The sequence below is a fragment of the Endozoicomonas acroporae genome, from assembly GCF_002864045.1.
Lineage (GTDB): Bacteria > Pseudomonadota > Gammaproteobacteria > Pseudomonadales > Endozoicomonadaceae > Endozoicomonas > Endozoicomonas acroporae.
Genome location: NZ_PJPV01000073.1, coordinates 1 through 23852 on the forward strand (window position 1 = coordinate 1; position 23852 = coordinate 23852).

A 23852-nucleotide genomic window follows, 5' to 3' on the forward strand; every position below is an offset into this window, starting at 1 on the left:
ACCCACGGTTTCGACCGTGCTGTCCACCGCCATGATGTTGGCAATCATTCCTTTAACCTCACCCCCCCCGATGCCGGCGTATTTTTGTTTACCATTGGTGAGAATATGAATATTTTCCGCCCGGATATTACTGACTGTGCCAGTATCATCAACAACACAGGCTGCTAACCCGGTCGGCTTCGCGGAATTTGTTATATTGGCACGAGTAAACTGAAGGTCACTGATGCTGCCTTCCAGAGTGTCAACAAAACAGTCAGACAGGCCGCTGATGGTACGGCACTGCCCATAGAACTCCCCGGTGAATGGATGGGTATGATTGCCAATGGATTGAAAGTCTTTAGTGACAACAATATCCGCTGTCTGTTGATAGGTACCGTTTAGTGGATAGTCGGGATGTCGGCCAATCTTGCCCAGGGTTTCTGCATCATTAATCTTTATGGGTGTTGATGCTGTAGTGGGTGTTGACTCTTTAGCGGCTGTTGATTCTGTAGCGTCTGTTGACACTGTAGCGGCATTTACCGGACAAACCGATAAATCCAACGCATCCCGAAATTCAGTTCTCGAAGAGCAATTGGCTGTTAACACACGTGGGTCTGCATTTTGGCAAAGAAGCTGATCATTGGGGATAGATCCAAAATCCTTTTTATGGCCATTGACAAAGCTGTTCACCGCCGTGGTTTTGTCAACCGTTCCTAAATTGTACCCACCCCCGATGCCGGCGTATGCATGTTCACCCTCGGTTGTGAGATGGCTGTTCACCGCCGTGGTGTTGGCAACCGTTCCTAAATTGTACCCACCCCCGATGCCGGCGTATGCATGTTCACCCTCGGTTGTGAGATGGCTGTTCACCGCCGTGGTGTTGGCAACCGTTCCTATAACCCCCCCCCCACCGATGCCGGCGAATGAAGCATAACCCGAAGTTGTGACATGGCTGTTCACCGCCTCGGTGTTGGCAACCGTTCCGTCAACCCGCCCCCCGCCGATGCCGCCTTCTGCACGCCAACCCACCGTTTCGACCGTGCTGTTCACCGCTGTGGTGTTATCAACCTTTCCTCCAGTTTTAACCCCCCCCACCCCGATGCCGGCGTATGCACGGTCACCCTCGGTTGTGACATGGCTGTTCACCGCCGTGGTGTTGCCAACCTTTCCTCCGGCTTTAACCTGCCCCCCCCCGATGCCGGCGTGTGCAAAATCACCCTTGGTTTCGACCGTGCTGTTCACCGACATTATGTTGCCAACCGTTCCTTTAACCTCACCCCCCCCGATGCCGGCGTCTGCAAGCCGACCCTCGGTTTTGACATTGCTGTTCACCGCCATGGTGTTGGCAACCGTTCCTCCACCGTCAACCACGCCCGCGCCAATGCCGGCGTGTGCATCGTCACCCGAGGTGGAAATATGAACATTTTCGGCCCGGATATCACTGACTGTGCCATCGGCAGTACAGGCTACCAACCCGGTCGTCTTCGTTGAATTTATATGGGTATCAGTAAAGCCAAGGTGAGTGATGTTGCCTTGTTTCAGAGTATCAACTAAACAGTCAGGCAGGCCGCTGATGGTACGGCACTGCCCATCGTAATCACCGGTGAATGGGTGGGTATCATTGCCAATGGATTGATAGTCTTTAGTGACAACAATATCCGCTGTCTGTCGATATTTGCCGTTCAGTGGATAGGCGGGATCTCGACCAATCTTATCCAGGGCTTCTGCATCATCAATGGCAATGGATTGCGAATTCGCATACTGAAAAGAGCTGGCCAGCGTGCCAAGGGCAAGCAGTCCTTTGGCTCCCTGACTCCCTTGATCGCGGGCCGTGGATGGCTGTTGAAGGGGTACGGTTTTCGAGCCGGATTCTTTTTCCTGAGCCTCTTCCCGGGTTTCTTTTGATGTCTGTGGTAATTCCGGTTTTGCATCCGCCCCGGACAAACCGCTCCCGGACCAGGCATTGGCCATATCTTTCGCCATGAAAAGGATGGAACTCGACGGCAGGATAGTTGTTGTGGCCAGTCGCAAAAGATCTTTCACTGCTTTGCGGGAATTGAAACTGAGGCAAGGGTCTTCCATTGGAATCAATGATTTCACAAATGCTTTAGAAACAGCAACGCCATGGCCGAGCCAGGAATATTCGGCACCATTCCCTGAACATTGGGAAGCGCTGTCGCAAATTGGTTGCTGAATTGATTGCTGAATGGGTTGCTGATTGGATTGCTGAATCATAAACAGGACTCCTGCTGTTGTAGTACATGGTTTCAATGAGTTTGACGGGTTGTAGTTATCACAAGCCTCTGCACTCCGTTCGTCCTGAGTACTGAGCTTGTCGAAACATCGAAGGGCGCAAACTCCGGGCCATGATAGATCGTGCCAACACCCTTCGACTCCGCTCAGGATGAACGGAGTTGGTACACGTCAATCTCCTTGAAATGATGTAGTAGTGCATAACAGTACATTAGAAAGCGCACAAAAAATGACGGCGCACTCCCTTGTTCGTTTATGCATTGACGTAAAAGTTCCCGGGTTATATTTTTTTTAGTGGACGCGATGCCTACGTTAAAAGTGTCGTGTTATCTTTATACTTGAATGGTGGTAAAACTAATTAAAATTAGCGAAAAAAGTAGCGTTTTAATCCTTCTAGCTTATTGATGGCCGTTTATTCAGATGTAATTTTGTATTCCTATTCGTCTATGCAGTGACGTAAAATTTTTGAGTTATTTTTTTTATTTTAGGGTATAAAAAGTCACATCGTCGTTTATCCATTAACCATTTTTTTTGCACCATCGAAAACCAACCCATCAACCGCCCAAAAAAGAAGTATTCCTGATCAGCAGGGCAGTCTATTCTCGGCCAACTACTTATACCAATTCCACCTTCTAAATATGAACTGCGCAGCCATTTTGAACAGCTGGATCTTCGTTGGAATTCCTCGCAATAGCCCTGCTATTACTCGTCATTCCGCCTTGCCCAGCTGTCCAAAATGACTTGCTCGATCTCATATTTAGAAGGCGGAATTGGTATTAGGAATTGTCCCGAAATAATTTCCACATTTTGGACTCGATCTCCGTTCATCCTGAGTGCTGAGCTTGTCGAAGCATCGAAGGGTGATTGGCACAATACATGAGGCCGGAGTTCACGCCCTTCGACAGGCTCAGGACGAACGTAGTACATGGTTTCAATGAGTTTGACGTGTACGATCTCCGTTCACCCTGAGCGTCCTTCGGCTCCGCTCAGGATGCACGGACGAAGGGTGCTTGGCACGATCTATCAGAGTCCGGAGTTTCCGCCTTTAGGCCCTATGGGTCCTTCGATGCTTCGACAAGCTCAGCACTCAGGACGAACGGAGTGCGGAGGCACGACAACCCGTCAAACTCATTGAAACCATGTAGTAGTTTTGAAACTCAGAAATATGGAAATTATTTCAGGACAGCTCATCAGCCATTGGGGAATCAGCGCTCTGGTGCAGTGGTCAGGCCAAAATGCTGCTGTGAAAAAGCAACCCGTTCTTCAATAGGCAGGTCATGCTTGCGCAGGGATTCAATCATTTTCAGCCTGGGCTCGATCCCCTGGCCATTGGCAATCTGAATCGCCAGCCCCGGTCGGGCGTTGAGCTCCAGAATCAGAGGGCCAAGATGTTTGTCCAGCACCAGATCGACACCCAGGTAGCCCAGGTTGGTCATCTCATAGCAGGTAGCCGACAGGCATAATATCTTATGCCAGTGGGGCACATTGAGGGTTGAGAAATTGTGGCCCGTATCCGGATGAAGGCTGACCGGCAAATCATGCTGCACACTTCTCAGGCTGTTGCCGGTTGCCATGTCCAGGCCGACGCCGACTGCCCCCTGGTGCAGGTTGGCCTTGCCATCGGATTTCCGGGTGGCCAGACGCATCATTGCCATAACGGGAAAGCCCCGGAACACAATGACGCGGATATCCGGTACACCTTCAAAGCTGTAGTCATTAAAAATGGGGTCAGCGACGATCAGGCTTTCGATAACGGCGACGTCTGATTTGCCGCCCAGACTGTAGAGACCGCCGAGAATATTGGACACATCACGGCTAATGGCGTCAAAGGATAAGCTGTCGCCGCTGGCCTTGACGTATCGATCACCATCACGGCCGGTAATCACCAGAATGCCTTTGCCGCCACTGCCCTTGGCCGGTTTGATAACAAACTTCTCCAGTGGTTCCAGAATGCCTTTTAACTTGCGGATATCGGACTGGTATTCAATCACGCCAATCAGTTTTGGTACATCAACACCGGCTTTCTCGGCCATGCGTTTGGTGGTCAGTTTGTCGTCCACCAGGGGCATGAGGCGTCTGGGGTTATATCGGGAGATATAATTCAGGTTGCGGTTGTTCATGCTGAGTATCCCGGACTCTCTGAGCCGGGAGGGTGTGGTAATTGAGTTTTTTGTCAGCGTGTTGTGCACCAGGCTTGTTAACCATCCCATGGAAACCGACCTCTACTTATCCGAATGAACCAGTGGATAGAACCGCTTGAGTTCAAGCAGTCGATAGCCAGTGTACTGACCAAGCAGCAGAACAATGCCCAACAAGGTGAGCATCAGTTCAGGGAAGTTGAAGGTGAGCTGTTCGACAATGGGGTTGGACATCAACAGGTAACTCAGGGTGGCTACCAGAAGACTGCCGCCGCCTTCTTTCACGACATCGCCGGGGCCTTCTTCTTCCCAGAGGATGGACATCCGCTCAATGGTCCATGCCAGAATGATCATCGGGAAGAAAGTGACCGTCAGTGCCTGGGTAATGCCCAGTTTCCAGCTGAAGATGCTCATGGCGGCCATGATCAGAATGACAACAATGATGACAGCCCCCAGCCGCGCCACTAGCAGCATGTTTTGCTGACTAAGGAAAGATCGTATCCATAAACCAATGGATACCAGGGAGGTGAAAATCACCAGCCCGGGTATTAATTGAGTTTGCAGGAAAGCCATGGCAATCAGCACCGGCATAAAGGTGCCGGAGGTGCGCAGACCAACGATGATGCGCATAAATAGCACAACCAATACCCCGATCGGTATCAATAGAATGATCTTAAAGGCGTTCTGGACTTCCAATGGCAGGGAGTAGATGGAAAAGTCTATTAAGGCAGCACCATCCTGGTTTGCCTGGGTGAGTGCCAGCTCCCGGGTCGGGGCATTCTGGGAAATGATAGAGAACCGGACGTCAGAGTTAACCCCGCCCATCACATCCAGCAGTGATTTGGCCCCGCGCTGCCAGAGAAAGAAGGCGTCCGGATTGCCTGCTTTACCGGTTTTGGGATCAAAGAGCTGCCATTCGGTGCCATCATACACCTCTATCATGTCGATAATGGGTTGTCTGCGTCGGCCATCTTCCAGGTGCAGGCCCCGGACAATGCGAGCGGGGATATTACCCATATGGAGTAGATTGACCAGCAAGTCCGGAAGCTTAACCCCTTCTTCCACCATGCCGAGCAGCATATTGGTGTTCTGGCCGGGTTCTTTGGCATTAAACTGGCTGATCATGGTGTCGGCAAAACTGACCGTGTCTGCTGAGTGTTCAGTCACCTGTTTTAACAGGCTTTTGGCGGCGGTTTGATAGGGTTCGGGCAGCACGGGCGCAATGAACGGTTCGGGCTGGTCATGCACGTTGGGGTTGATGCCGGGCTCCAGACGGATCTTAACCTTATAAAACAGATCCTGGCGACCATCCGCTTTGCGGATACTCCAGACCGCACGGCGCTGACCGCCATCGTTGGTCTGGTTAATGCCATAGCCGGGTGAGGCAAAGGATTCATCGAGAATTCTTACATCGGACTGCTGATCCGGAAGGGTCAGGCTTGCCTGGGCAGCCTGTCCCCGGGCTTTGAAGCTCACCCAGGCTTCAATACTCCAGACAGTAGAGACATCCTTGCCCAATAGCGGAAAACCCAGTGCAAAGTGTTTGTACAGGGTTAATCCAAGGCCGGCGACAATCAGTCCGGCAATCATAAGGCCAAGCTGAAAACGACCTTTCATTCTTTTCCTCGCTTTTAACTGTCTATCTTGGGTTCAGTTGATATAAGGGAGCCTGGCTAAACTGTGCCCGGCTAGTACATGGTTTCAATGTACAGGATGGGTTCCCTCTATCAATGACGCTCAAACTCCATTCGTCCTGAGCGGAGTCGAAGGGCGTAAACTCCGTGCCCTGAATAAAGACTGTGCCAATCACCCTTCGACTCCGCTCAGGGTGAACGGAGATGGTACACACCAAACTCATTGAAATGGTGTGCTAGGCTGTATGCCGCTCAGGGCTGTTTGGTATCCGCTGTGTATTCTCTGGATACATCCACAAGCGCTCGTTTCTCAAGGAAACGGGCACCGATCAATGCCGGGAATTCATAGTTTTCCCGGCTGCGCAAAGTGAATTGTGTCGGTACAAGGATGTCACCAATGCTGGCATTCAACGTGATCACCGGGCGTCGTTCAGGCTCTTCTCCATGACGTTTGATCCGAACAAACCGGGTGACCGGCTCCTGCATGGAGATAAGATCACCAGTGGAGTTTGCCAATCGGAAGCGAACCCAGTCTTGGCCATCTTTTTCGAAAAACTCAATCTCCCGTGCATCAATGGATGAGGTCAGGGCACCGGTATCAATTCGGGCTTTGAGGACCGTATCGGCATCAGGCAGCGTCATATGTTCAACAGCGCCCACGGTGACCAGACCTTTAATGCTGACCGGTTTGATGATCGCCCTGGTGTAGGATTTCTGGGTAACGGGAACCAGGGCTTTACGGTTATTGGAGCTGATCACCGTTTTAGTGGCAATATGCTTCTGATTGACGTCGATAACGGCCAGATCCTGCATAAAGCTGCGCCCGATCAGCAGCGGTGACTCATAGTTGCTGCGATCAGTCAGTGAAACAGGCACTGACTGGGTAATGTCACCGATGGTTATGGTCATCATGACAATCGGGCGCTCCACCGATGGGAGCCCCGGACGTTTGATCCGGGTGACACTTTTCAGCGGTAACTCCATCAGCTCAGTCCCTTTGGACGTACGATGGAGCTCAAACCTGACCCACTTTTTGCTATCACGCTCAAAAAACTGGATCTCTCTGGCATCCACGGAACTGTTTTCCGCGCCAGTATCCAGCTTTGCCTCCATTTTGAGGTTCAGGTTTGGCAGGGTAGCGGTTTCGTTGATGCCAAGAACGAGCAGGCCATCCTGGTGAGCCGGTGTCTGGATGGTCTGCTCACGAATGGTAATCGTATGGGTGTCGGCAGGAGGCTTTGTTTGTGCCTCGGGCTTTGCTGGCACCATGGGGTGTTCCGACGTCTCCGGAACCGGAACGGGTTGGGTAGTACGAGAATCGTCCCTGGCGGGACGCTCTTTATAAAAAGCTGTCTGGCATCCGGTTAAAATCATGGTTAAAACAAATAAAGCAGGCAGAGCCAAGTTGCGGAACATGTGACAAGCACTACGTTTTTTGGGGACTATTGAAGGCGCACACATTTTATGCGTGCAGCCATGGCGGTTGCCTGTCATCAACAAAACCGTAGTGCCTGAAGGAGTCCGGTGATAGTGGCTGAAGTATTGGCAACTAAAAGCGAGGAAGCTTACTTGATCTGCCTTCGCTTGCCAATTGTTAATCTTGACTAAATTCTGAGATGTGACGGGAGCCGAATGTTTGCCGTGAAAGAAAATTGCCACGGAGGCAAAGAGACACGGAGAACAGAAAAACGCTTTTCCTCTGTGTCTCCGTGACTCTGTGGCTAAAGCTTTCATGACAGAGGGTAACAAACCATCGTCATGAACATTTGTGTCCTAACGGGTTCAAAGTAAGAAAAAGGGATGTGTTGAAAATAACTCTTTTTTTAAAGAACCACTTACATTTGAGACTGGTAGCCGCTAAATAAGCTCGCCCGGATAGCCAGACTATCCGGGCACAATGGTTGTAACTGTTTTATTACGGCGCTTGACAGTTCGATGCGGGTTTGAGGAACAGGCCAATTAGAACGGTAATGATTAATACAGCCAGAGACGGAATTACCCAGACCATGTGTGCTTCAAAGCCGGGAATCATGCTAAAGGGCTGTAGAAAAGGCTGTAGCGCGGCAAACTCTTTTATCCGCAGAACATCAATGATACTGAAGATGAAAATGACCGCCAGTGTGGCCCGGTAAGTCAGGACGGGCCTGGGCAGCCAGTCACGAATAAGCCCCAGGAAAATCAACGTTATGGAGATTGGATAGAGAATCAGCAGTACCGGAATAAAAAGATCAATAATCTCGTTTAACTCCATGTTGGCAAAAAAGATACAGACAATGCTGATGATGGTGACGATGGTTCGATAGCTGACCCTGTCGAACATTTCATCAAAGTACTCACTGGCGGCGGTGATACAGCCAATGGCAGTAGTCAGGCAGGCCAGGGTGACCACAGCCGCGAGCAGTGCTATCCCGGTGGTTCCGAACAGTGTCTCGGCATAAAGGGTCAGGATTTGCCCGCCGTTGTCCGGATCGGGGGCTATCTCCCGGCTGGTGGCTCCCAGGTAGAAAAGAGAGAGGTACACCAGGGCAAGCCCGGCCGCTGCGATGATGCCGGTAATGATACTGTAACGAAACAGGCTGGACTTATCTTTAATACCATGGGACTTGAGATTGGTGATGATGACAATGCCGAACATCAGTGCTGCGAGGGCATCCATGGTCATATAACCCTCAAGGAATCCCTTGATAACCGGTGATTCGGTATAAGTTCCCATGGCCTGCCCGGGAATGCCGAGCGGTGAAAAAATGGGTGAGAGGCCGAGAATGACCAGCAGGGCAATTAATGCCGGAGTGATCAGTTCGCCTACCGACTCCAGCAGTTTTCCGGGCCGGATAGACAGATACCAGGAGATACTGAAAAAGATCAGGCTGAATATCAGCTGGCTGAGCTTGCCGGGTTCCGCCAGAAACGGTGTGATTCCCACTTCAAAAGAGACCAGGGCGGTCCTTGGAACGGCATACAGGGGGCCAATAATCAGGTAAATGCAGGAGCCAAGGGCGATGATCAGGGCTCTGGGCATTTCGCCACTGATTTCGTTGAATCCGCCACCCACTCTGGCGATGGCAACAATGCCCAATAGTGGCAGGCCGACGCCGGTAAGCAGGAAGCCCGCAGCGGCATACCACATATCCTGACCTGCCAGTTGTCCCACCATGGGTGGGAAAATCAGGTTTCCTGCCCCGAGAAACATGGCAAATACCATAAACCCCATACCGACAATATTCTGTAAACTCAGTTTTTGTTTCATATCTTCAGCTTCCGGGATCCCCGATTATTGATGTTTTACCGGGATCGGCTCCTTAATTACCTTACTTGAATAGCTTTTCTGATGACAGGCTCCTAATGCAGAAAAGCGTTAATAACCGTACACCCCGTTCATCCTGAGCTTGTCGAAGGATGGTGCCACCGTACTTCGACAAGCTCAGTACGAACGTAGTTTTGAAACTCAGAAATGTGGAAATTATTTCAGGACAGTTCCTAACCAGCTGCCTGCTATCAGTATGGACGCTATCTGTGAAAGTGGTAGCAGGGCAGTCGACGAGCCCGAACAGCGTGGCGGCAATCATTTAATGATTTCCCGGTGGTGCTGAACAAAGGTCATCATGGGGCTGATCATTGCTGATTTGCTGCAAGCTTTCCTGCAACAGGCAGATCAGGGTTTCATGATCACCGGCTTCCAGGAAAACATCCGGGCTTTGGCTCAGCCGGTTGTCCCAGAGCACTGGCATATTGTAGGGTTCACCAAAGGGTGGAATGGCTCCGGGTTCGCAGTCTTTGAACTTGGAGTTCAGTTCGTGTTCTGTGGCGAACTGCAGTTTTGCGTTGGTGATTTGGCTCACCTGGTGAATATTGACCCGGTTGGCCGCAGGTAAAATGGCCATCAGGTAGTGATCAAGACTATCTTTCAGGACCACTGCCTTGGCCAGCTGGTGCAATGGAATCCGGGCGGCGATGGCGCTCTGCACGGAACTTTTGCTGGGTTGATGTCGGATGGTTTGATAGGGAATATGTTGTCTGGCAAGGTAATCGTAAACTGTGTTGGCAATGCTCATGATGGAAATCACCCCAGTAAATTTTGGCTTGAGGTGAAAGGAGTATAGCCGCTGATGGTTGTATTTCAGTGGCTATCGGTATTAAGTAGTTGGCCAAATGGAATCGTATATTTCTGGCTAAGTGGGCAGTTGCTATGCAAGGCGCAACGTAGGGAGCATAGCCGTAGCTATGTGACCGGAGTTGCAACGCCGCACGACTGCATGGATGCAGGAGATAGAGCAACGCAGGAGCAGTTGCCGGGAGTGACTGACAACTTAGTCAGAAATATATGATTTCATTTGGTTAACTACTTACAACCAGCCTTTACGTTTAAAAAACAGAAAGGTGGCTAACGCGCTCAACAACATCAGTCCGAGTGCAATTGGATAGCCGAACTCTATCGAGAGCTCTGGCATGATTTTGAAATTCATCCCGTAAATACTGGCAATCAGTGTCGGCGGAAGGAACATAACGGCGGCCACTGAGAAAATCTTGATTATGTTGTTCTGCTCAAGATTGATGTAGCCCATGGTGGACTCCATCAGAAAGTTGATTTTCTCGAACAGGAAGCCGGTGTGTGGTGTCAGGGATTCAATATCCCGAAGCATATCCCTGATATTGTCTTTCTGTTGATCATTGAGCATGTGGCTGCATGCACGCATCAGGTAACGAAGTGAGCGCTGGGTATCCAGCAGGTTCAACCTGACTTTGCCATTCAGGTCCTCCTGAAGTGTGATGGTGCGCAGCTGCTCATCAACATCTTTATACTGCTCTGACAGCGCATTCTGGCTGACTTCTTCCAGGTCTTCGTAAACTTCTTCCAGAGTATCAGCAAGGTATTCAACCTTGGCATCAAACAGCGCAATGATCACCTCCAGAGGCGTTGTTGCCTTGATATGCTGGGTTTTAAGGTGTTTGCGCATCAGCCTGAATAAACCGGTGGGCTCATCCTGAAGGGTGATCAGTTTATCGGGTCTGAGATTGAATGCGACGTTAATATTTCTCAGCTCGTGGCCGGACCTGTGGGGAAACAGGGAGCGAATATGAATACCGCTTTCGGTTTCAAAGTAGCGGGAGGAAATTTCAATCTCTCCCAGATCTTCTTCTTCGGGCAGGCAGCCCGGGAAATGGGTTGTTAACCATTGGTGCTCAGCACTGTCCGGCTCTGTTGCTTCCAGCCATATAGTGCCCTTGGCCGACGGGAAATCTGGCGTCACCCGGTCAATGGAAAACTGGTCATCCTGAGCACTATAGGCAAAGATCATAGTTACTGCCTTATTGATAACGAAATAGATTGGCCGACTCGAAGTTATAGTGCCAGCCACCAAATTATCTATCTGAACGACCAGACCCTGAATATTTTAAAAAACAACGGAGGATATTGTCATTTCAGATTTCAGAGGGTTGCACCGTTTGGTAACAAAAAAGGGGAGGGATTGTACGATAATTGACTTCTATTAGGATAGTGGGAATGTGCCAGGTGCTAATAAGTAGTTGGCCAAATGGAATCGTATATTTCTGGCTAAGTGGGCAGTTACTATGCAAGGCGCAACGTAGGGAGCATAGCCGTAGCTATGTGACCGGAGTTGCAACGCCGCAGAGTGACTGACAACTTAGTCAGAAATATATGATTTCATTTGGTTAACTACTTAACCTGCCAGGGCAGTATCAGGAAGGTTACGGGGCTGAACAACCTGCACACATTCAGTGAGTGTTTGCAAAAGGTATAAAAGCTTTAAACCACAAAGACACAGGCACAAAGGAAGCCTCTTTTGTTTACTGAGCGTAGCTCAGGCTAGCCCGAAAAAAACTTTGTGTCTTTGTGCCTTTGTGGTTCCCTTCTTTTTAAGGCCTTTCGCAACACCCTCATTCTGTGTGGGCAGTGTGCAGGCTATTTACGGTGTAATGGCATCATGGCTTGACGCTTCACGCAGTACACGGATTAATGCACTGCATATCTCGCTACAGCTCGCCGCCTCCTGAATGGCCTCACCATTACAGTCAGCTATGATAAAACTGTCTTCGACCTTTTCCCCAAAGGTGGCAATTTTGGCACCGTGTACTTGCAGATCCAGTCTGGCGAAGGTTTTGCCGATCAGGGCAAGCAGTCCGGGGCGGTCTGTGGCGGTAATATCCAGCACTGTTTGCCTGGGTTCAATCTGGTTGCTGATCAGCACCGCAGGCTCCCGGTTAAAATAGCGCAGTTGCCGTGGTGTTCGACGGCGAATAAGGTCCGGGAATGTGTCCGGTGCAGACAGGGTATTCTGCAGGTGCGTTTTGATGTCCAGTATCCGTTCGGCATTGGGCCCGATGGCAGAGCCATCTTCTTCAAGCACGGTGTAGGTATCAAGGCTGTAGTTACTTCTGGAGGTAATGATACGGGCATCCTGAATGGCCAGTCCCAGTTGATGAAACGCCGCTACCGTGGCGGCAAACAGGTTGGACTGGTCATGGGTATAGACAAACACGCTTGACCCCTGGTGCTCATAACCATCGGCAATTTCCGGAATCACGATCAGCGGCTTTTCTGAGTCATGCTGGAGAATACCTTCGGTCTGCCAGCTGATTTCATCACTTTGATGACGGAGAAAATACTCATCATTAAACTGATCCCAGAGATAGGATATGTCTTCCTCTTTCAAGCCTTGTTCGATTAACAGAGCCATTGCCCGTTGTTTGGTGTTGGCGATCTGCTCATTCATTTCCGGCAGATTATCAACGCCCCGTTTCAATAGCTGGTGGGTTTGCGAGAAAAGCTGTTGCAACAGAGAGGCTCTCCAGCCATTCCAAAGCCCGGGATTGGTGGCATTAATATCCGCTACAGTGAGAAGGTAAAGGTATTTCAGTCGTTCCCGGGTACCGACACGTCGGGCGAAGTCCTGAATCACTTTCGGGTCGGACAGATCTTTTTTCTGAGCGGTGACGGACATGGTCAGGTGTTCCTGCACCAGCCAGACAATCAGCGCAGTATCTTCCTTATTCAGGCCATGAACACGACAGAACTGCTGTGCATCCACGGCACCGAGCTGGGAGTGATCGCCTCCACGGCCTTTACCGATATCATGGTAAAGGCCTGCCAGATAAAGTAATTCCGGTTTGGGAATTCTATGGATGATTCTTGAGGCAATAGGAAACTGCGGGTGGCTCTTTTGATAGGAAAAACTTCGCAGGTACTTTATCAATAACAGGGTATGGGCATCCACCGTGAGTGTGTGGAAAAGATCGTACTGCATCTGCCCTATGATGCGACCAAACTCCGGAAGGTAACGACCCAGTATGCCGTAGCGGGCCAGCCTTCTTAACGACGCTGTTAAAGCATAGGGGGCACGCATGAGTTCCAGAAACAGTCTTGTGCATCGTGGGTCTTTGCGAAAAGTACCGTCTACCAGGTGGCGGTAATCTCTCAGCAGTCGTATGGTTTCAGCGGTGGGACCGTGGATTGTCTGATCCCGGGTGAGCAGCACAAACATCTCCAGAATAGCGGGCGGGTATTCGGCAAAGACTCTATCGTGGACGGTTTCAATATAGTAATTGCATACCTGGAAGCGTTCATTAATGGCATGAACTTTATGAACGATGCCTGCGCTGAGGATATCGTCGTCAAAATGTTGCAGCAGCAGGTCTTTTAGCTGGCTGACAATCATAACCGTGCGAAAGTAGCTCTGCATAAACTGCTCTACCGCCAAAGCGCCTGTGTGGTCGTGATAACCGAACTGGCTGGCCAGCGTTCGCTGGTGGTCGAACAGCAGACGATCTTCTCCCCGCCCAGTCAGGGAGTGCAGTGCCCAGCGGATTTTCCAGAGAAATGCCCGGCACCTCTGCAGCTGCTGATATTCAACATTGCTGAGGAATCCAAGCTCCATAAGCTCAGCGGGATCATGAGTTCCGTAGTGGCGACGGGCCACCCATCCCAGCATATGCAGATCCCGAAGGCCGCCCGGTGAACCCTTGATATTTGGCTCCAGATCATATTCGGTATCATTATATTTACGGTGTCGTTTACGTTGTTCATCGAATTTTGCCTGAAGATACCGTTGACTGGGCCACATATTTTCAGTGTCAATCAGGTCCAACAGGTGTTCGTGCAGAAATGCCGGACCGGATATCACCCGGGACTCTATCAGGTTGGTGATGATGGTCAGATCGTCAGCGGCCTGGCTGGCACACTCATCAAGGGAGCGGACACTGGAGCCGACTTTTAATCCGATATCCCAGAGTAAAGTCAGGAAATGTTCGATCGCATCCTGGTGCTCATGGTAATGGTCTTTTTCCAGCAGTATCAGAATGTCAATGTCGGATCCGGGGTGCAGTTCCCCTCTGCCGTAACCGCCAACGGCCAGTAGGGCAATGGGACAGCTGTCACTCCAGTTCAGATGTTCCCAGGCCAGGCGCAGAATCTGATCCATCAACCATGCCCTGGCAAATACCAGTTGCTCTATATCCATACCATCCAGAAACCATTGATCCATTTTGGATGTGGCTTCCTTGAGGCATTTCTTATAGGCCGGAATCGGGGTTTTGGAAATTGTTAAGTCCGCCCGGAACTGACTCTTGTTGAAAAGATGGTCCTGAACAGAGGCTGGGATTTTCTGAAACGGATTGCTCATTATTAGAAGTTTTCTTCTTTTCGTTTGGTGAGCACTTCATAGCCTGTAGCGGTTACAGCAATGGTGTGTTCCCACTGGGCAGAAGGGCGCCGGTCTCTGGTTACTGCTGTCCAGCCATCGCCCAGAAGTTTGGTTCCTTTCTTGCCAGCATTGATCATTGGTTCGATAGTAAATGTCATGCCCTCTTGCAGGACACAGTCATTTCTGTCGTTATAACCTTCATAGTGGATGACCTGTGGATCTTCATGGAACACACTGCCAATGCCATGGCCGCAGTACTCTTCGACAACTGAGAAATGATTGCCGTGGGCATGTCTGGCAATTACACGACCGATATCACTTAGACGGTTGCCGGGTTGCACTTGCTCAATACCCAGATAGAGGCACTCCTGAGTCACCTGTACCAGCCTCTGGTTAAACGGTTGAACGTCACCAACCAGGAACATTTTGCTGGTATCGCCATGGTAGCCATCTTTGATCACAGTGATATCGATATTGACAACGTCGCCGCTTTTCAGAAATTTTTTGTCACTGGGAATACCGTGACAAACGACCTGGTTGATGGAAATGCAGGTGGACTTGGGGAAGCCGGGTCTGCCCGGGGCTGCGCCGTAGTTCAATGGGGCAGGAATTGCCTTCTGCACATTGACAATATAATCATGGCATAGGCTATCCAGTTCGCCGGTTGAGACGCCGGGCTGCACATGGGGTTCGATCATTTCCAGCACTTCAGCGGCCAGACGGCCAGCGATGCGCATCTTTTCAATTTCTTCAGGGGTTTTGATGGTTACATTCATTGTCAGGTCAGGCCACTTAAAGATGCGAAAGTCAAATGATAATTCTTATTATCTTACCAGAATCCCCTAGCGAAGTATTTACAATATTATATCCGTCAGGTGTTGCTCAAAACGAGCGGTGACTTCTGCGTTTAAGTCCTAAAGCAGGTAAGATGCCGATAAAGCCACAGCCCCTACCGGTACTGCAATTTGGGCATATCTGACCAAGTGCCAGAAAGAAGATAGCCAGGTTCTCTGGTCTACTTTGGGGTTTGACCTGAACCTGACGTCAAGGCTTTTCTTGGAAAAATAATTATCTTCATAGCGCTTGGAACTGAAGAGCCCCCACAAGGTATACCACTGGCAATCCCAGGCGTCAGGATCGGATTCGCAGGACTGATGGTAGAAAGGCAGGTTTTTCTGATAAACCGTTAACTTCAGTGTGTAAATTGTGTTCGGAGCCAGCTGGTCGTCGTAGCTGAGGGCCTCGTTGGACAGGAAGATTTTTCCGGGGTAGTAGAACAGTGTGGGCACATAACTCCGGTAAATATTTTTGTCAGGGTTATCACCATTTTTCAGTTTGAACTCCCAAAGCGTGGACCGTCGAATTTTCTGGTCGCTGGAAATGGCGTTCAATGTTTGCTGAATACCTTTTGCTTCATCTATATAAATAGTGGACTTCAATCTGTCGCCAAATATGGAGGGTTCGTAGAGCTGGACTCTGACGATGATATTTTTCAGCTTTTCAGTGACATCTTCTGATACCTCGTTGAGTGCTGCGGCAGAGAAGTCCTGAGCCCTCATGATGAATGGGTAGCCTTTCTCTTGCCTTGAGCCATCCAGACCAGGGGCCGACTGCCATACCAGTGGGTCAATCTGCTCGTTGTCAAAAGTTTTGGGAAGCGAAAAAGCGTTGGGAGAGTCTGAAGCAATTCTTTTTCGTGTGGTTACGGTAAAGCTGACTTCGTCTTCACCCTTGAAGCGACAGGAAAGGCTATCCGGTTGCGGGTTGTGGATATGCTCGTTGAAGATGTACTCGTTTTTGGGGTCTTCAATAAACAGGGTTGGCGCTAATCTGGCAGATTGTGAGGTACGCGCGATGTTTTTCAGATTGCTGACAGTGACCACTTCCTCTTCACCCGGTAGCAGATCATAGCCATTGGCAAGACGGTCAATAAAGCCGGGGGAATCAGGGCTCCAGCGGGCTTTGTCTTTTTTCAGAAACTCAACGTCAAAGACCATTTTTCCCTCACCATCCTGACAGTAACGGCTTTCGTGCATGGTGATATCGGCGTAACAGGTTTTTGCCTTCCAATGGCAATGTTCGACTTGTTTCATGCCACCGTCCGAGGTGGGCAGGTATGTCTTTTCACATACATGGTAAGAACCACAGTGATGTGCATCGGTGACCAGCTGGCACTCCTGCCAATTCCAGTGAAGGTATGTGCGGTAGTTAATAACACCTTTCCAGGCTGGTGACGGCTGTTGCCGCAAAATATCTGCCGCATCGTGGCGGCTGATATTTTTCAAGTCCTGCCATGCTTCTTCGTCAAAGGATTCCGGTAAGCGAACATGGGTATAGTGGTTGGCCGAACATCTTAACTCTTCAGAGTGGAGGTTGCGGGTTTGGTCGGCAGGGATAACGTGTCCGGGACATGACTGGCTTGCTGTTATCCTCGGAGCAGACACTTGCAGGCAATGGTTGTTAATAAGAAAAGGCACGGCATAAGAGGTGTATGGCTTTGAAAATAAAAGTATGAGCAGCAAAGCCACATACACAAGTTGCTTTTTGATAGCCATCACATCAACCTGCAAAAACATTTAGTGAGTTTATTGTGAAAATGAGTATCCCGTCACAGATACTCATTGCTTTGTATTGATGTTTCAACCCGGATATTTCATAAACGTGCTCCCGCTCTCGCTTGTCCTTTGCCGCTCTAAGGGAATTTTGTTCAGTCGACCGTACTCCCCGGTACGGCACTCCCTCACAAAATCCCTTAGAGCGACAAAGTCCTGCGCGAGATTCGGGGCAGTTTATGAAATATCCGGGTTAAAAGAGCTGTCGTCTTTTTCTGCGATCAGCAAAGACGTTGTCCCTGGTCAGCATATCAACCACGCTTTGCAGCTTTCTGGCTTCGTCGAGACGGTTTTCCTGGTTTTCCAGAGCGTTGATGCACATGGCAACAGCTCCTTTGAGTGTGCCAGCCTCAACCATCATGACGTCGCTCTCAATATCATCGTCATCTTCTGATGAGCTGAAAACCTGCTTTGCTTTTGCCTGGTAGAGGGCTCTTGCCATGTCTGAACTGAGGTAGTGCTGACGATATCCGTCACGAACCTTTCTCAGGCCGCCTGAGCGACTGATGGCCAGTTCTTCATCAATATCTTTTTTAATCAGGGCGATAATGAAATATTTGGTGTCCATCTCATTGGATTTGCCGCCCAACCAGGTAACCCATGAACTGACAGATAACCACTTTTTGCTGGCGGAATTTTCAATGGTTAACATTGCTTCCTGAGCGAGATTGGCGTAACGCATGAGCTTATTCTGATCATAAATGGGTGCAGCACCAACGGTCATATCGTTCAGGTAGTAATCCAGATTGAAAATACGCTTGTCATATTCAACCGGGATGCACCCAATCTGAATACCATAGGTGGCACGAATGTAAGATCTTGCCCAGAATGCATCGATCAACATCTCTTTGGCTCTTTTGCTGCCTTCCCGGTCGGAAATGGTTCTGTATCTCTCTGACGTACCGAAGGTATCTATAAAGGTTTCAATGGCATCTTTGGTAAACCGGTTGATCCCTTCATCAATGACTCGCTTATCCTGGGTTCGCATGGCCCGTAGCTGCAAGGCATTACGTTTCATATCAGCGATCTGTTCTGCAGTATACAGTGACATCGACTTGAGCTGGTCGCTACTGATTCCGAGCTGCTGATGAAGGACGCCATTGGGCAAAACGATATTGAAATGAAGCTCGCTCATCCGGGTATCAAGCCTGCGCAAGGTTGACTGGTATTGATGAACCAGCGGGAGCATATCAACCTCACTGTCGGGATCCGCAGTTATGTCTGGCCTGAGGGTGGGGAAATGTTCCAGGTTGTTTACGTCTTGAAGGAACAGGTTTGATTCCTGTGTGAAGGTTCTCACATGGTCAAGAAATTCCCTGACGGGTATTGGTTGAAGGATGCTTTCGTCAGAAATTTTCTGGAGCTCTGAGGCAACGGTGGTTAAGTCTCTCAGGCTGCGGCCAAGATCGTTTATGGTTTTCAGCAGGATGTCACCATCACGCTCACCTCTCAAATAAAAGGCCTGTATATACTGTTTCTCGATTTCTGTTTTGTTGGCAAGGTTGATAGTCAATTCGTCACTTTTTTCCGGAGTGACACTGATAACCGGTGGGAATACTGCATCAGCGTCAGATCCTGGAGCCTGTTCGTAATAGTGACTGGGAGATACCTGTTGCCCATGGTATTGCTCAAACCGGGTCGGGTCACTCCGTAAGGTACTGCTTGCCGAAACAGTGTGGAAAGACGTAAAAGCAAAAAATATTGCACAGCATATTATGCTGCCAGTAGCTCTGTTCATTTTAAAAGCTCTGAAAAGTTAAAAAATTATTCAACTGGTATATTGACCATGGTGAAAGAATATAGTTCCGTTTTTTTGGCTGTGATTTTTTTTTGTTAAAGAGTTATTCAGGTGTTGTCCAAATTTAGATGGTGCGATTTTATTGCTTGCTCATGATTATTGATGAACTTATTCAATTGCCCAAAGTCCAAAAGTCCAAAAGTTCAATCAATAGTATATTGATCTTTTTTAATATTAAAAACTTATAATTATTGGAGAGTTCATTATGATCAATAATGGAGCCGGTCGAATTATTACACGTGACCCTCAAACTGATATTCGTGCCAGTCCAGGTGGGAAAATCGATGTAAATGGCTCTGGCAATGAAAGCCTTGCTAATGCCTTTTTAAGAACCATAGCGCCAAAGCACCTCTGGCGGGGCCTGTTCATTGTTTCCGTGAATACAGCAGTGTATGCATGCGGTGAGGCACTGAGTAGTTACTTCGCAGATGAACGGGATGGGCATTTGCCATTGTACCCGTTCAATATATCGCAGCCATTCCTGGGTGGAGCAGTCCTGGGTTTTGCTCAAGGGGCTTACCAGGCCTGTTTAACCGAGGCGTATGTTGCAATTCATACTTGTATTGAGAACAGATCGATCAGCATGGTACCAGGTCAGCCAAATGTCATCACTGCCAAGGAAAATCTCTGGTGATCAGCGTCCCGTTGAGTCTGGAAGTAAACACTGACGGTCCGCCTGCTGTAGCTCGTTAATTACTGCGCCGGTTTATCAGGGGCGTTACCTCAATTGGGGTTAACCCGGATGTTTCATAAACGTGCTCCCGCTCTCGCTTGTCCTCTGCCACTCTAAGGGAGTTTTGTTCAGTCGACCGTACTCCCCGGTACGGCGCTCCCTCACAAAATCCCTTAGAGCGACAAAGTCCTTCGCGAGATTCGGGGCAGTTTATGAAACATCCGGGTCAAGCCATCTGCAGCTTCACGGATGACCGGATGATGCGGCTATTGAAATTAGCATCCGTACCAGCTTTTCTGCAGGCAGTGATGCTATTGACGTTCAGTTAGTACCTTTTTACCGCTCCCTTAAGTTCATTAGTGAACTTTTTCAATTATCCAAAGTCAAAATGTGTGATCAATAATAAAAAAATTTCTTTTAATACAATAAATTTCTAATTTTGAGAGTTCAATATGAACCCTTTAACCCATATTACCGGCACTGGCAGTGCACAAATTGATATTCCTGTCACATCAGAGGGAGCAGGCGATGCAAGTGGTTCTGGCAATGAACGCCAGACTGCTACTCCCTGGTACCGAACAGACAAGGCAAAAACTGTCTGGCGGGGGTTAACCATTATCTCCGCTGGTGTAGCCCTGGGGATAGGTGGTGAGTCACTGAGTAATTACCTTTGGAAACGGGATGGGGTTATACCAACGTACTCGGACGATACTCCGCAGCCAATCATGGGGGCCATCATGGGCTTTTTAGCAGGGAGTATTATTTTCTTGCTCGATGAACGTCGCCGCACAATACAGGAAAGTTCTCTGGCAAGCAGATCAATCAGTGTGGCATCGAGTCAATCAGAGGCCTTCAATACCCGGGTTGAAATTTCTGATCATCAGCATTCCGCAGATAGGGCAAGTAGAGTCTGATAGGGCTTTAAATGTTCAGAGGTAAAGGTCTTGCTGCTAAGCAGGTCAAGCCATCCTTGGTATTTTTTTGCATTTATGTCCAAATGAGTTGACGTCAGATTATGAATGGCAACCAGACTTCTGCCTGTTTTGGGCTCAGTCCTGGAAAAGGCCAGAATGCCCGGCACGATATCAATGATTTGCTGAGGGCAGTTCGGGTGAAAACAGCGCTCTTTTCGGCGAATTCCAATAATAGAGAGATATTGATCTCATAAGGTTTTTCGCTTTGATCCTGTAGTGTGCGCACGCTGACGAACCCGCCAAAACGGTGCATGCTGTCCACCAGTTCAGCGACTTCACTGTCGGGGACGAGCCCTTCAAGCGGTCGCAGCCCAATGCCATCATGGGAGGCGGTGAAATTCAGTGTTGTGCAACCCTCAGGGTATTCCGGTAATGCCCTTGCCCAGTGTGCCAGGTATTTTTCTGTGCCCCGGTTCGGTGCATGGAGTATCAGTGGCGGCAGTGCAAACTGGTACACCAGATGCGCCTCATCGCCCCGGGCGAAATAGCTGAAGTTTTCCGGGTCAGGTACATTGGTTTCGGTTATCAGTAATGCACCGGGGCGGACCTGTTCAATAATCAGCCGCATTACTTTTACCATGGCGTGGGTTTCTGGCAGATGTACGCAGGCTGTATTGAGCTTCTTCCATAGGAAAGCTATGGCATCAAGACGCACTACGCTGGTGCCCCGGGCAAGGTAGAAAAGCACAATATCGACCATTTTTATCAGTACATCCGGGTTTTTGAAGTTAAGGTCGATCTGGTCCTCACTGAAGGTGGCCCAGACGTGGCGGGTTCCCCGGCGTGTCTGGGTGGGAACCGGCAGGGGGGAGTTTCTGGGGCGGGTGACCATGGTTAGATCTGTGGATGGATCTTCCTCAATAAAGTGGTCCCGCCCGGGCTGGATGCCGCTGACAAAATCCGCAAACCACAGGCTTTCCCGGGATACGTGGTTGATAACCAGGTCGGTCATTAACCGATAGCGCTCAGCGATGGCCCTGACGTTATTCCAGTCACCAAGGGCAGGGTTAACTACTTATATGCACGGTGGAGATCAGCTGCCGGATGTGCCTGCCAAGGAATTCACTGAGTCTTTCAGTGGTGGTTTCCCATGCTCTGTGAGGCTGTCGCCATAAGTGATCAGATAGATATCCTGCTCTGACCAGGCGGCAAAGCTTTTCGGTTTATGGTTGTGCAGAAAGTGCTCAACCCGGCGGACGATAATACTGGCGAGGTCATCCGATTGATCGCCATAAGGGATGTGAAGAAGCCTGGATAGCGATTGATGAAATGACGCAAAGATAGGGGGATAGCTTGGCAAAATGCCTCTCCTGAAATAGCAGCGTTATGGAGTTTTGATTCACGTTCTTAATACCAGGAGCATGAGTTGTGCCATGTAACGTTGGCATATTATTCAGTCACATTTTCGAGTATATGATAGTGAAATACCCCATTATCTAAAAATTTTAGAGATATATTACTTTAGGGCATTGAACTATTTTTTGTAATAATGGTCAAAAATTACACATGGCAATTTTTGCAATATGCGTCATTTAATAACCATGATTGCAGCCCTTAACTTTTGCCGTGAAAGAAAATTGCCACGGAGGCACAGAGACACGGAGAACAGAAAAACGCTTTTCCTCTGTGTCTCCGTGACTCTGTGGCTAAAGCTTTCATGACAGAGGGTGACAAACCATCGTCATGAACATTTGTGTATTGTGCACCCCGATAACAGGAAGAAAAAATGAATGTCCCACCAGCAGGTTCATTACAACTTGATACTGCCCTTAAACCCGGCCCTCCAGCTGATGCTCAAGCCGTTCTCAGTAAGTCAGGCCTGGTAAGTCTGGTCATGGAAAAACTGAGTTATATCAAACTTCACCATGGTGGCAAAGCAGAGAAGCAGAGTGTTAAAGCATTGTTTGAGCGTCTGATATCCGAATACCCTGGAGCCGCCACCATTGAAGAGCCGCTCTGTATTACACGAGCACTGGGCGAAAGTCATAAAGACTTTCTTAAAAGATTTATCTTAGAGGTTATCACTCAATACCCGCGGTTGAAATTTCAGGAGGTCAATAGCCGAGATGAAGCAGAGCAATCAAGCCATGAACTAACTCATTTCTATGACAATGTTAATCGTGTAGATATCAAAATCTGTAAATTATCTGAAGTCATCGAAAGTGTGAAAATACTCACCAGTATGCACAAATACCCCTGGATCGATCATTTAATAAAAGATCAACACAAATGGGGCGAATATTCCGGTCTGCTTAACGGTGATTTATTCATTTCAGCCGGATCAGTTGACGTGGTGGATGTAGCGCATAAGAGGGTGATGAAACGACTGAAAAAGGCAAATGCCCGTACCAGCTACTCTCCGCTGTTCTTTTTTCGCAATGAAGACAGCCTCCAGAAAGGTATGTTGATAATCTGTAGATCTACTGACCCTAACCCCAAAAGGGAAATGGGTATATTCATTCGATCTATCAAGCAGAAGTCATAAATAAGAGCGGGTTTCACCCAACGATTGGGTCGACTATAAAGAAAGCTTCGGAAGAAGCAAACCGGAACCTGCTATTGCAAAATGCCTCTCCTGAAATAGCAATAAACCTCTGATTCTCACTCTTTACCTTCTTGACATGAGTTGTGCCTTGTAACATTGGCATGGGAACTGCGTCGTATTAACGCATTCAAGATCAAGTGATAAACGGAGTTATTGAATGATTGCAAAATGCCTCTTTTTATCAACAACGTTTTGGCTGAGCGGATGGTTTTTTGATGGCAGCAACAACGCCGAGGATACTGGTTTTTACTGACCTTGATGGCTCCCTTCTGGATCATCATGACTAAGTAGCTAACCATATGGAATCATATATTTCTGACTAAGTGGGCAGTCACTCTGCGGCGTTGCAACTCCGGTCACATAGCTACGGCTATGCTCCCTACGTTGCGCCTTGCATAGTAACTGCCCACTTAGCCAGAAATATACGATTCCATTTGGCCAACTACTTACGCCCCTTTTGCGGGCGCTGAAAAAGATCCTTGGGCCGATGGAGTACTCGAATATCTGGACAGCTTTCGTTATCCCCTGGCGGGTGAATTCTCCATGAGGACCAGTGTCTTTAACGATATGATGCGGTGAAGAAGAT

The 23852-nt window shown here is 49.0% G+C and carries 16 protein-coding genes and 1 pseudogene; 4 read left to right on the top strand and 13 right to left on the bottom strand.

Annotated elements, in window-relative coordinates; genetic code table 11:
* The 11 genes from CX664_RS12350 to CX664_RS12405 form a co-directional block, all read right to left on the bottom strand.
* Positions 1-2214, bottom strand: a 2214-nt coding sequence (locus CX664_RS12350) for a hypothetical protein (RefSeq protein WP_219622177.1), incomplete at its 3' end; no start/stop codon positions are given.
* A 1223-nt stretch (positions 2215-3437) separates the two neighbouring features.
* Positions 3438-4442, bottom strand: a complete 1005-nt coding sequence (locus CX664_RS12355; protein ID WP_101747030.1) for an alpha-L-glutamate ligase-like protein — start codon at positions 4440-4442, stop codon at positions 3438-3440.
* 12 nt (positions 4443-4454) lie between these two features.
* A complete protein-coding gene (locus CX664_RS12360; RefSeq protein WP_101747031.1) occupies positions 4455-5987 on the bottom strand; it encodes an inactive transglutaminase family protein in 1533 nt (510 codons plus the stop codon).
* 269 nt (positions 5988-6256) lie between these two features.
* Complete coding sequence (locus CX664_RS12365; protein ID WP_180966482.1) at positions 6257-7378, bottom strand: ATP-dependent zinc protease family protein; 1122 nt, start codon at positions 7376-7378, stop codon at positions 6257-6259.
* Between the two features lie 541 nt (positions 7379-7919).
* Complete coding sequence (brnQ, locus tag CX664_RS12370) at positions 7920-9251, bottom strand: branched-chain amino acid transport system II carrier protein (protein ID WP_101747033.1); 1332 nt, start codon at positions 9249-9251, stop codon at positions 7920-7922.
* Positions 9252-9570: 319 nt separating this feature from the next.
* Complete coding sequence (locus CX664_RS12380; protein WP_101747035.1) at positions 9571-10056, bottom strand: aminoacyl-tRNA deacylase; 486 nt, start codon at positions 10054-10056, stop codon at positions 9571-9573.
* A gap of 291 nt (positions 10057-10347) precedes the next feature.
* On the bottom strand, positions 10348-11301 hold the full coding sequence (gene corA, locus CX664_RS12385; protein WP_101747036.1) for a magnesium/cobalt transporter CorA: 954 nt from the start codon (positions 11299-11301) through the stop codon (positions 10348-10350).
* Positions 11302-11931: 630 nt separating this feature from the next.
* Entirely contained in the window at positions 11932-14643 is a 2712-nt protein-coding gene (gene glnD / locus CX664_RS12390) for a [protein-PII] uridylyltransferase (RefSeq protein ID WP_101747037.1), read from the bottom strand.
* 2 nt (positions 14644-14645) lie between these two features.
* A complete protein-coding gene (map, locus tag CX664_RS12395; protein WP_101747038.1) occupies positions 14646-15440 on the bottom strand; it encodes a type I methionyl aminopeptidase in 795 nt (264 codons plus the stop codon).
* Positions 15441-15578: 138 nt separating this feature from the next.
* Positions 15579-17219, bottom strand: coding sequence for a hypothetical protein (locus CX664_RS12400; protein ID WP_101747043.1), 1641 nt, complete (start codon positions 17217-17219; stop codon positions 15579-15581).
* A 250-nt stretch (positions 17220-17469) separates the two neighbouring features.
* Positions 17470-19014: a hypothetical protein gene (locus CX664_RS12405; protein ID WP_101747039.1), complete on the bottom strand. Its 1545-nt coding sequence runs from the start codon at positions 19012-19014 to the stop codon at positions 17470-17472.
* A gap of 265 nt (positions 19015-19279) precedes the next feature.
* Between CX664_RS12405 and CX664_RS12410 the strand changes: the two genes are divergently transcribed.
* Positions 19280-19708: a hypothetical protein gene (locus CX664_RS12410; RefSeq protein ID WP_101747040.1), complete on the top strand. Its 429-nt coding sequence runs from the start codon at positions 19280-19282 to the stop codon at positions 19706-19708.
* Between the two features lie 491 nt (positions 19709-20199).
* On the top strand, positions 20200-20661 hold the full coding sequence (locus tag CX664_RS12415; protein WP_101747041.1) for a hypothetical protein: 462 nt from the start codon (positions 20200-20202) through the stop codon (positions 20659-20661).
* Between the two features lie 94 nt (positions 20662-20755).
* Here the strand turns inward: CX664_RS12415 and CX664_RS12420 are convergent, their stop codons facing one another.
* Positions 20756-21673 (bottom strand): alpha-amylase family glycosyl hydrolase, encoded by a 918-nt coding sequence (locus CX664_RS12420; protein ID WP_241693505.1) that lies wholly within the window; start codon positions 21671-21673, stop codon positions 20756-20758.
* Between the two features lie 81 nt (positions 21674-21754).
* Complete coding sequence (locus CX664_RS27435; RefSeq protein ID WP_241693506.1) at positions 21755-22021, bottom strand: hypothetical protein; 267 nt, start codon at positions 22019-22021, stop codon at positions 21755-21757.
* 426 nt (positions 22022-22447) lie between these two features.
* Here CX664_RS27435 and CX664_RS12425 point away from each other — a divergent pair, with 426 nt between their 5' ends.
* Both CX664_RS12425 and CX664_RS27440 read left to right on the top strand, forming a co-directional pair.
* A complete protein-coding gene (locus tag CX664_RS12425) occupies positions 22448-23206 on the top strand; it encodes a hypothetical protein (protein WP_101747042.1) in 759 nt (252 codons plus the stop codon).
* A 502-nt stretch (positions 23207-23708) separates the two neighbouring features.
* Positions 23709-23836: pseudogene (locus CX664_RS27440) on the top strand (glycosyl transferase); the annotation flags it as partial.
* Positions 23837-23852: the final 16 nt, after the last annotated feature.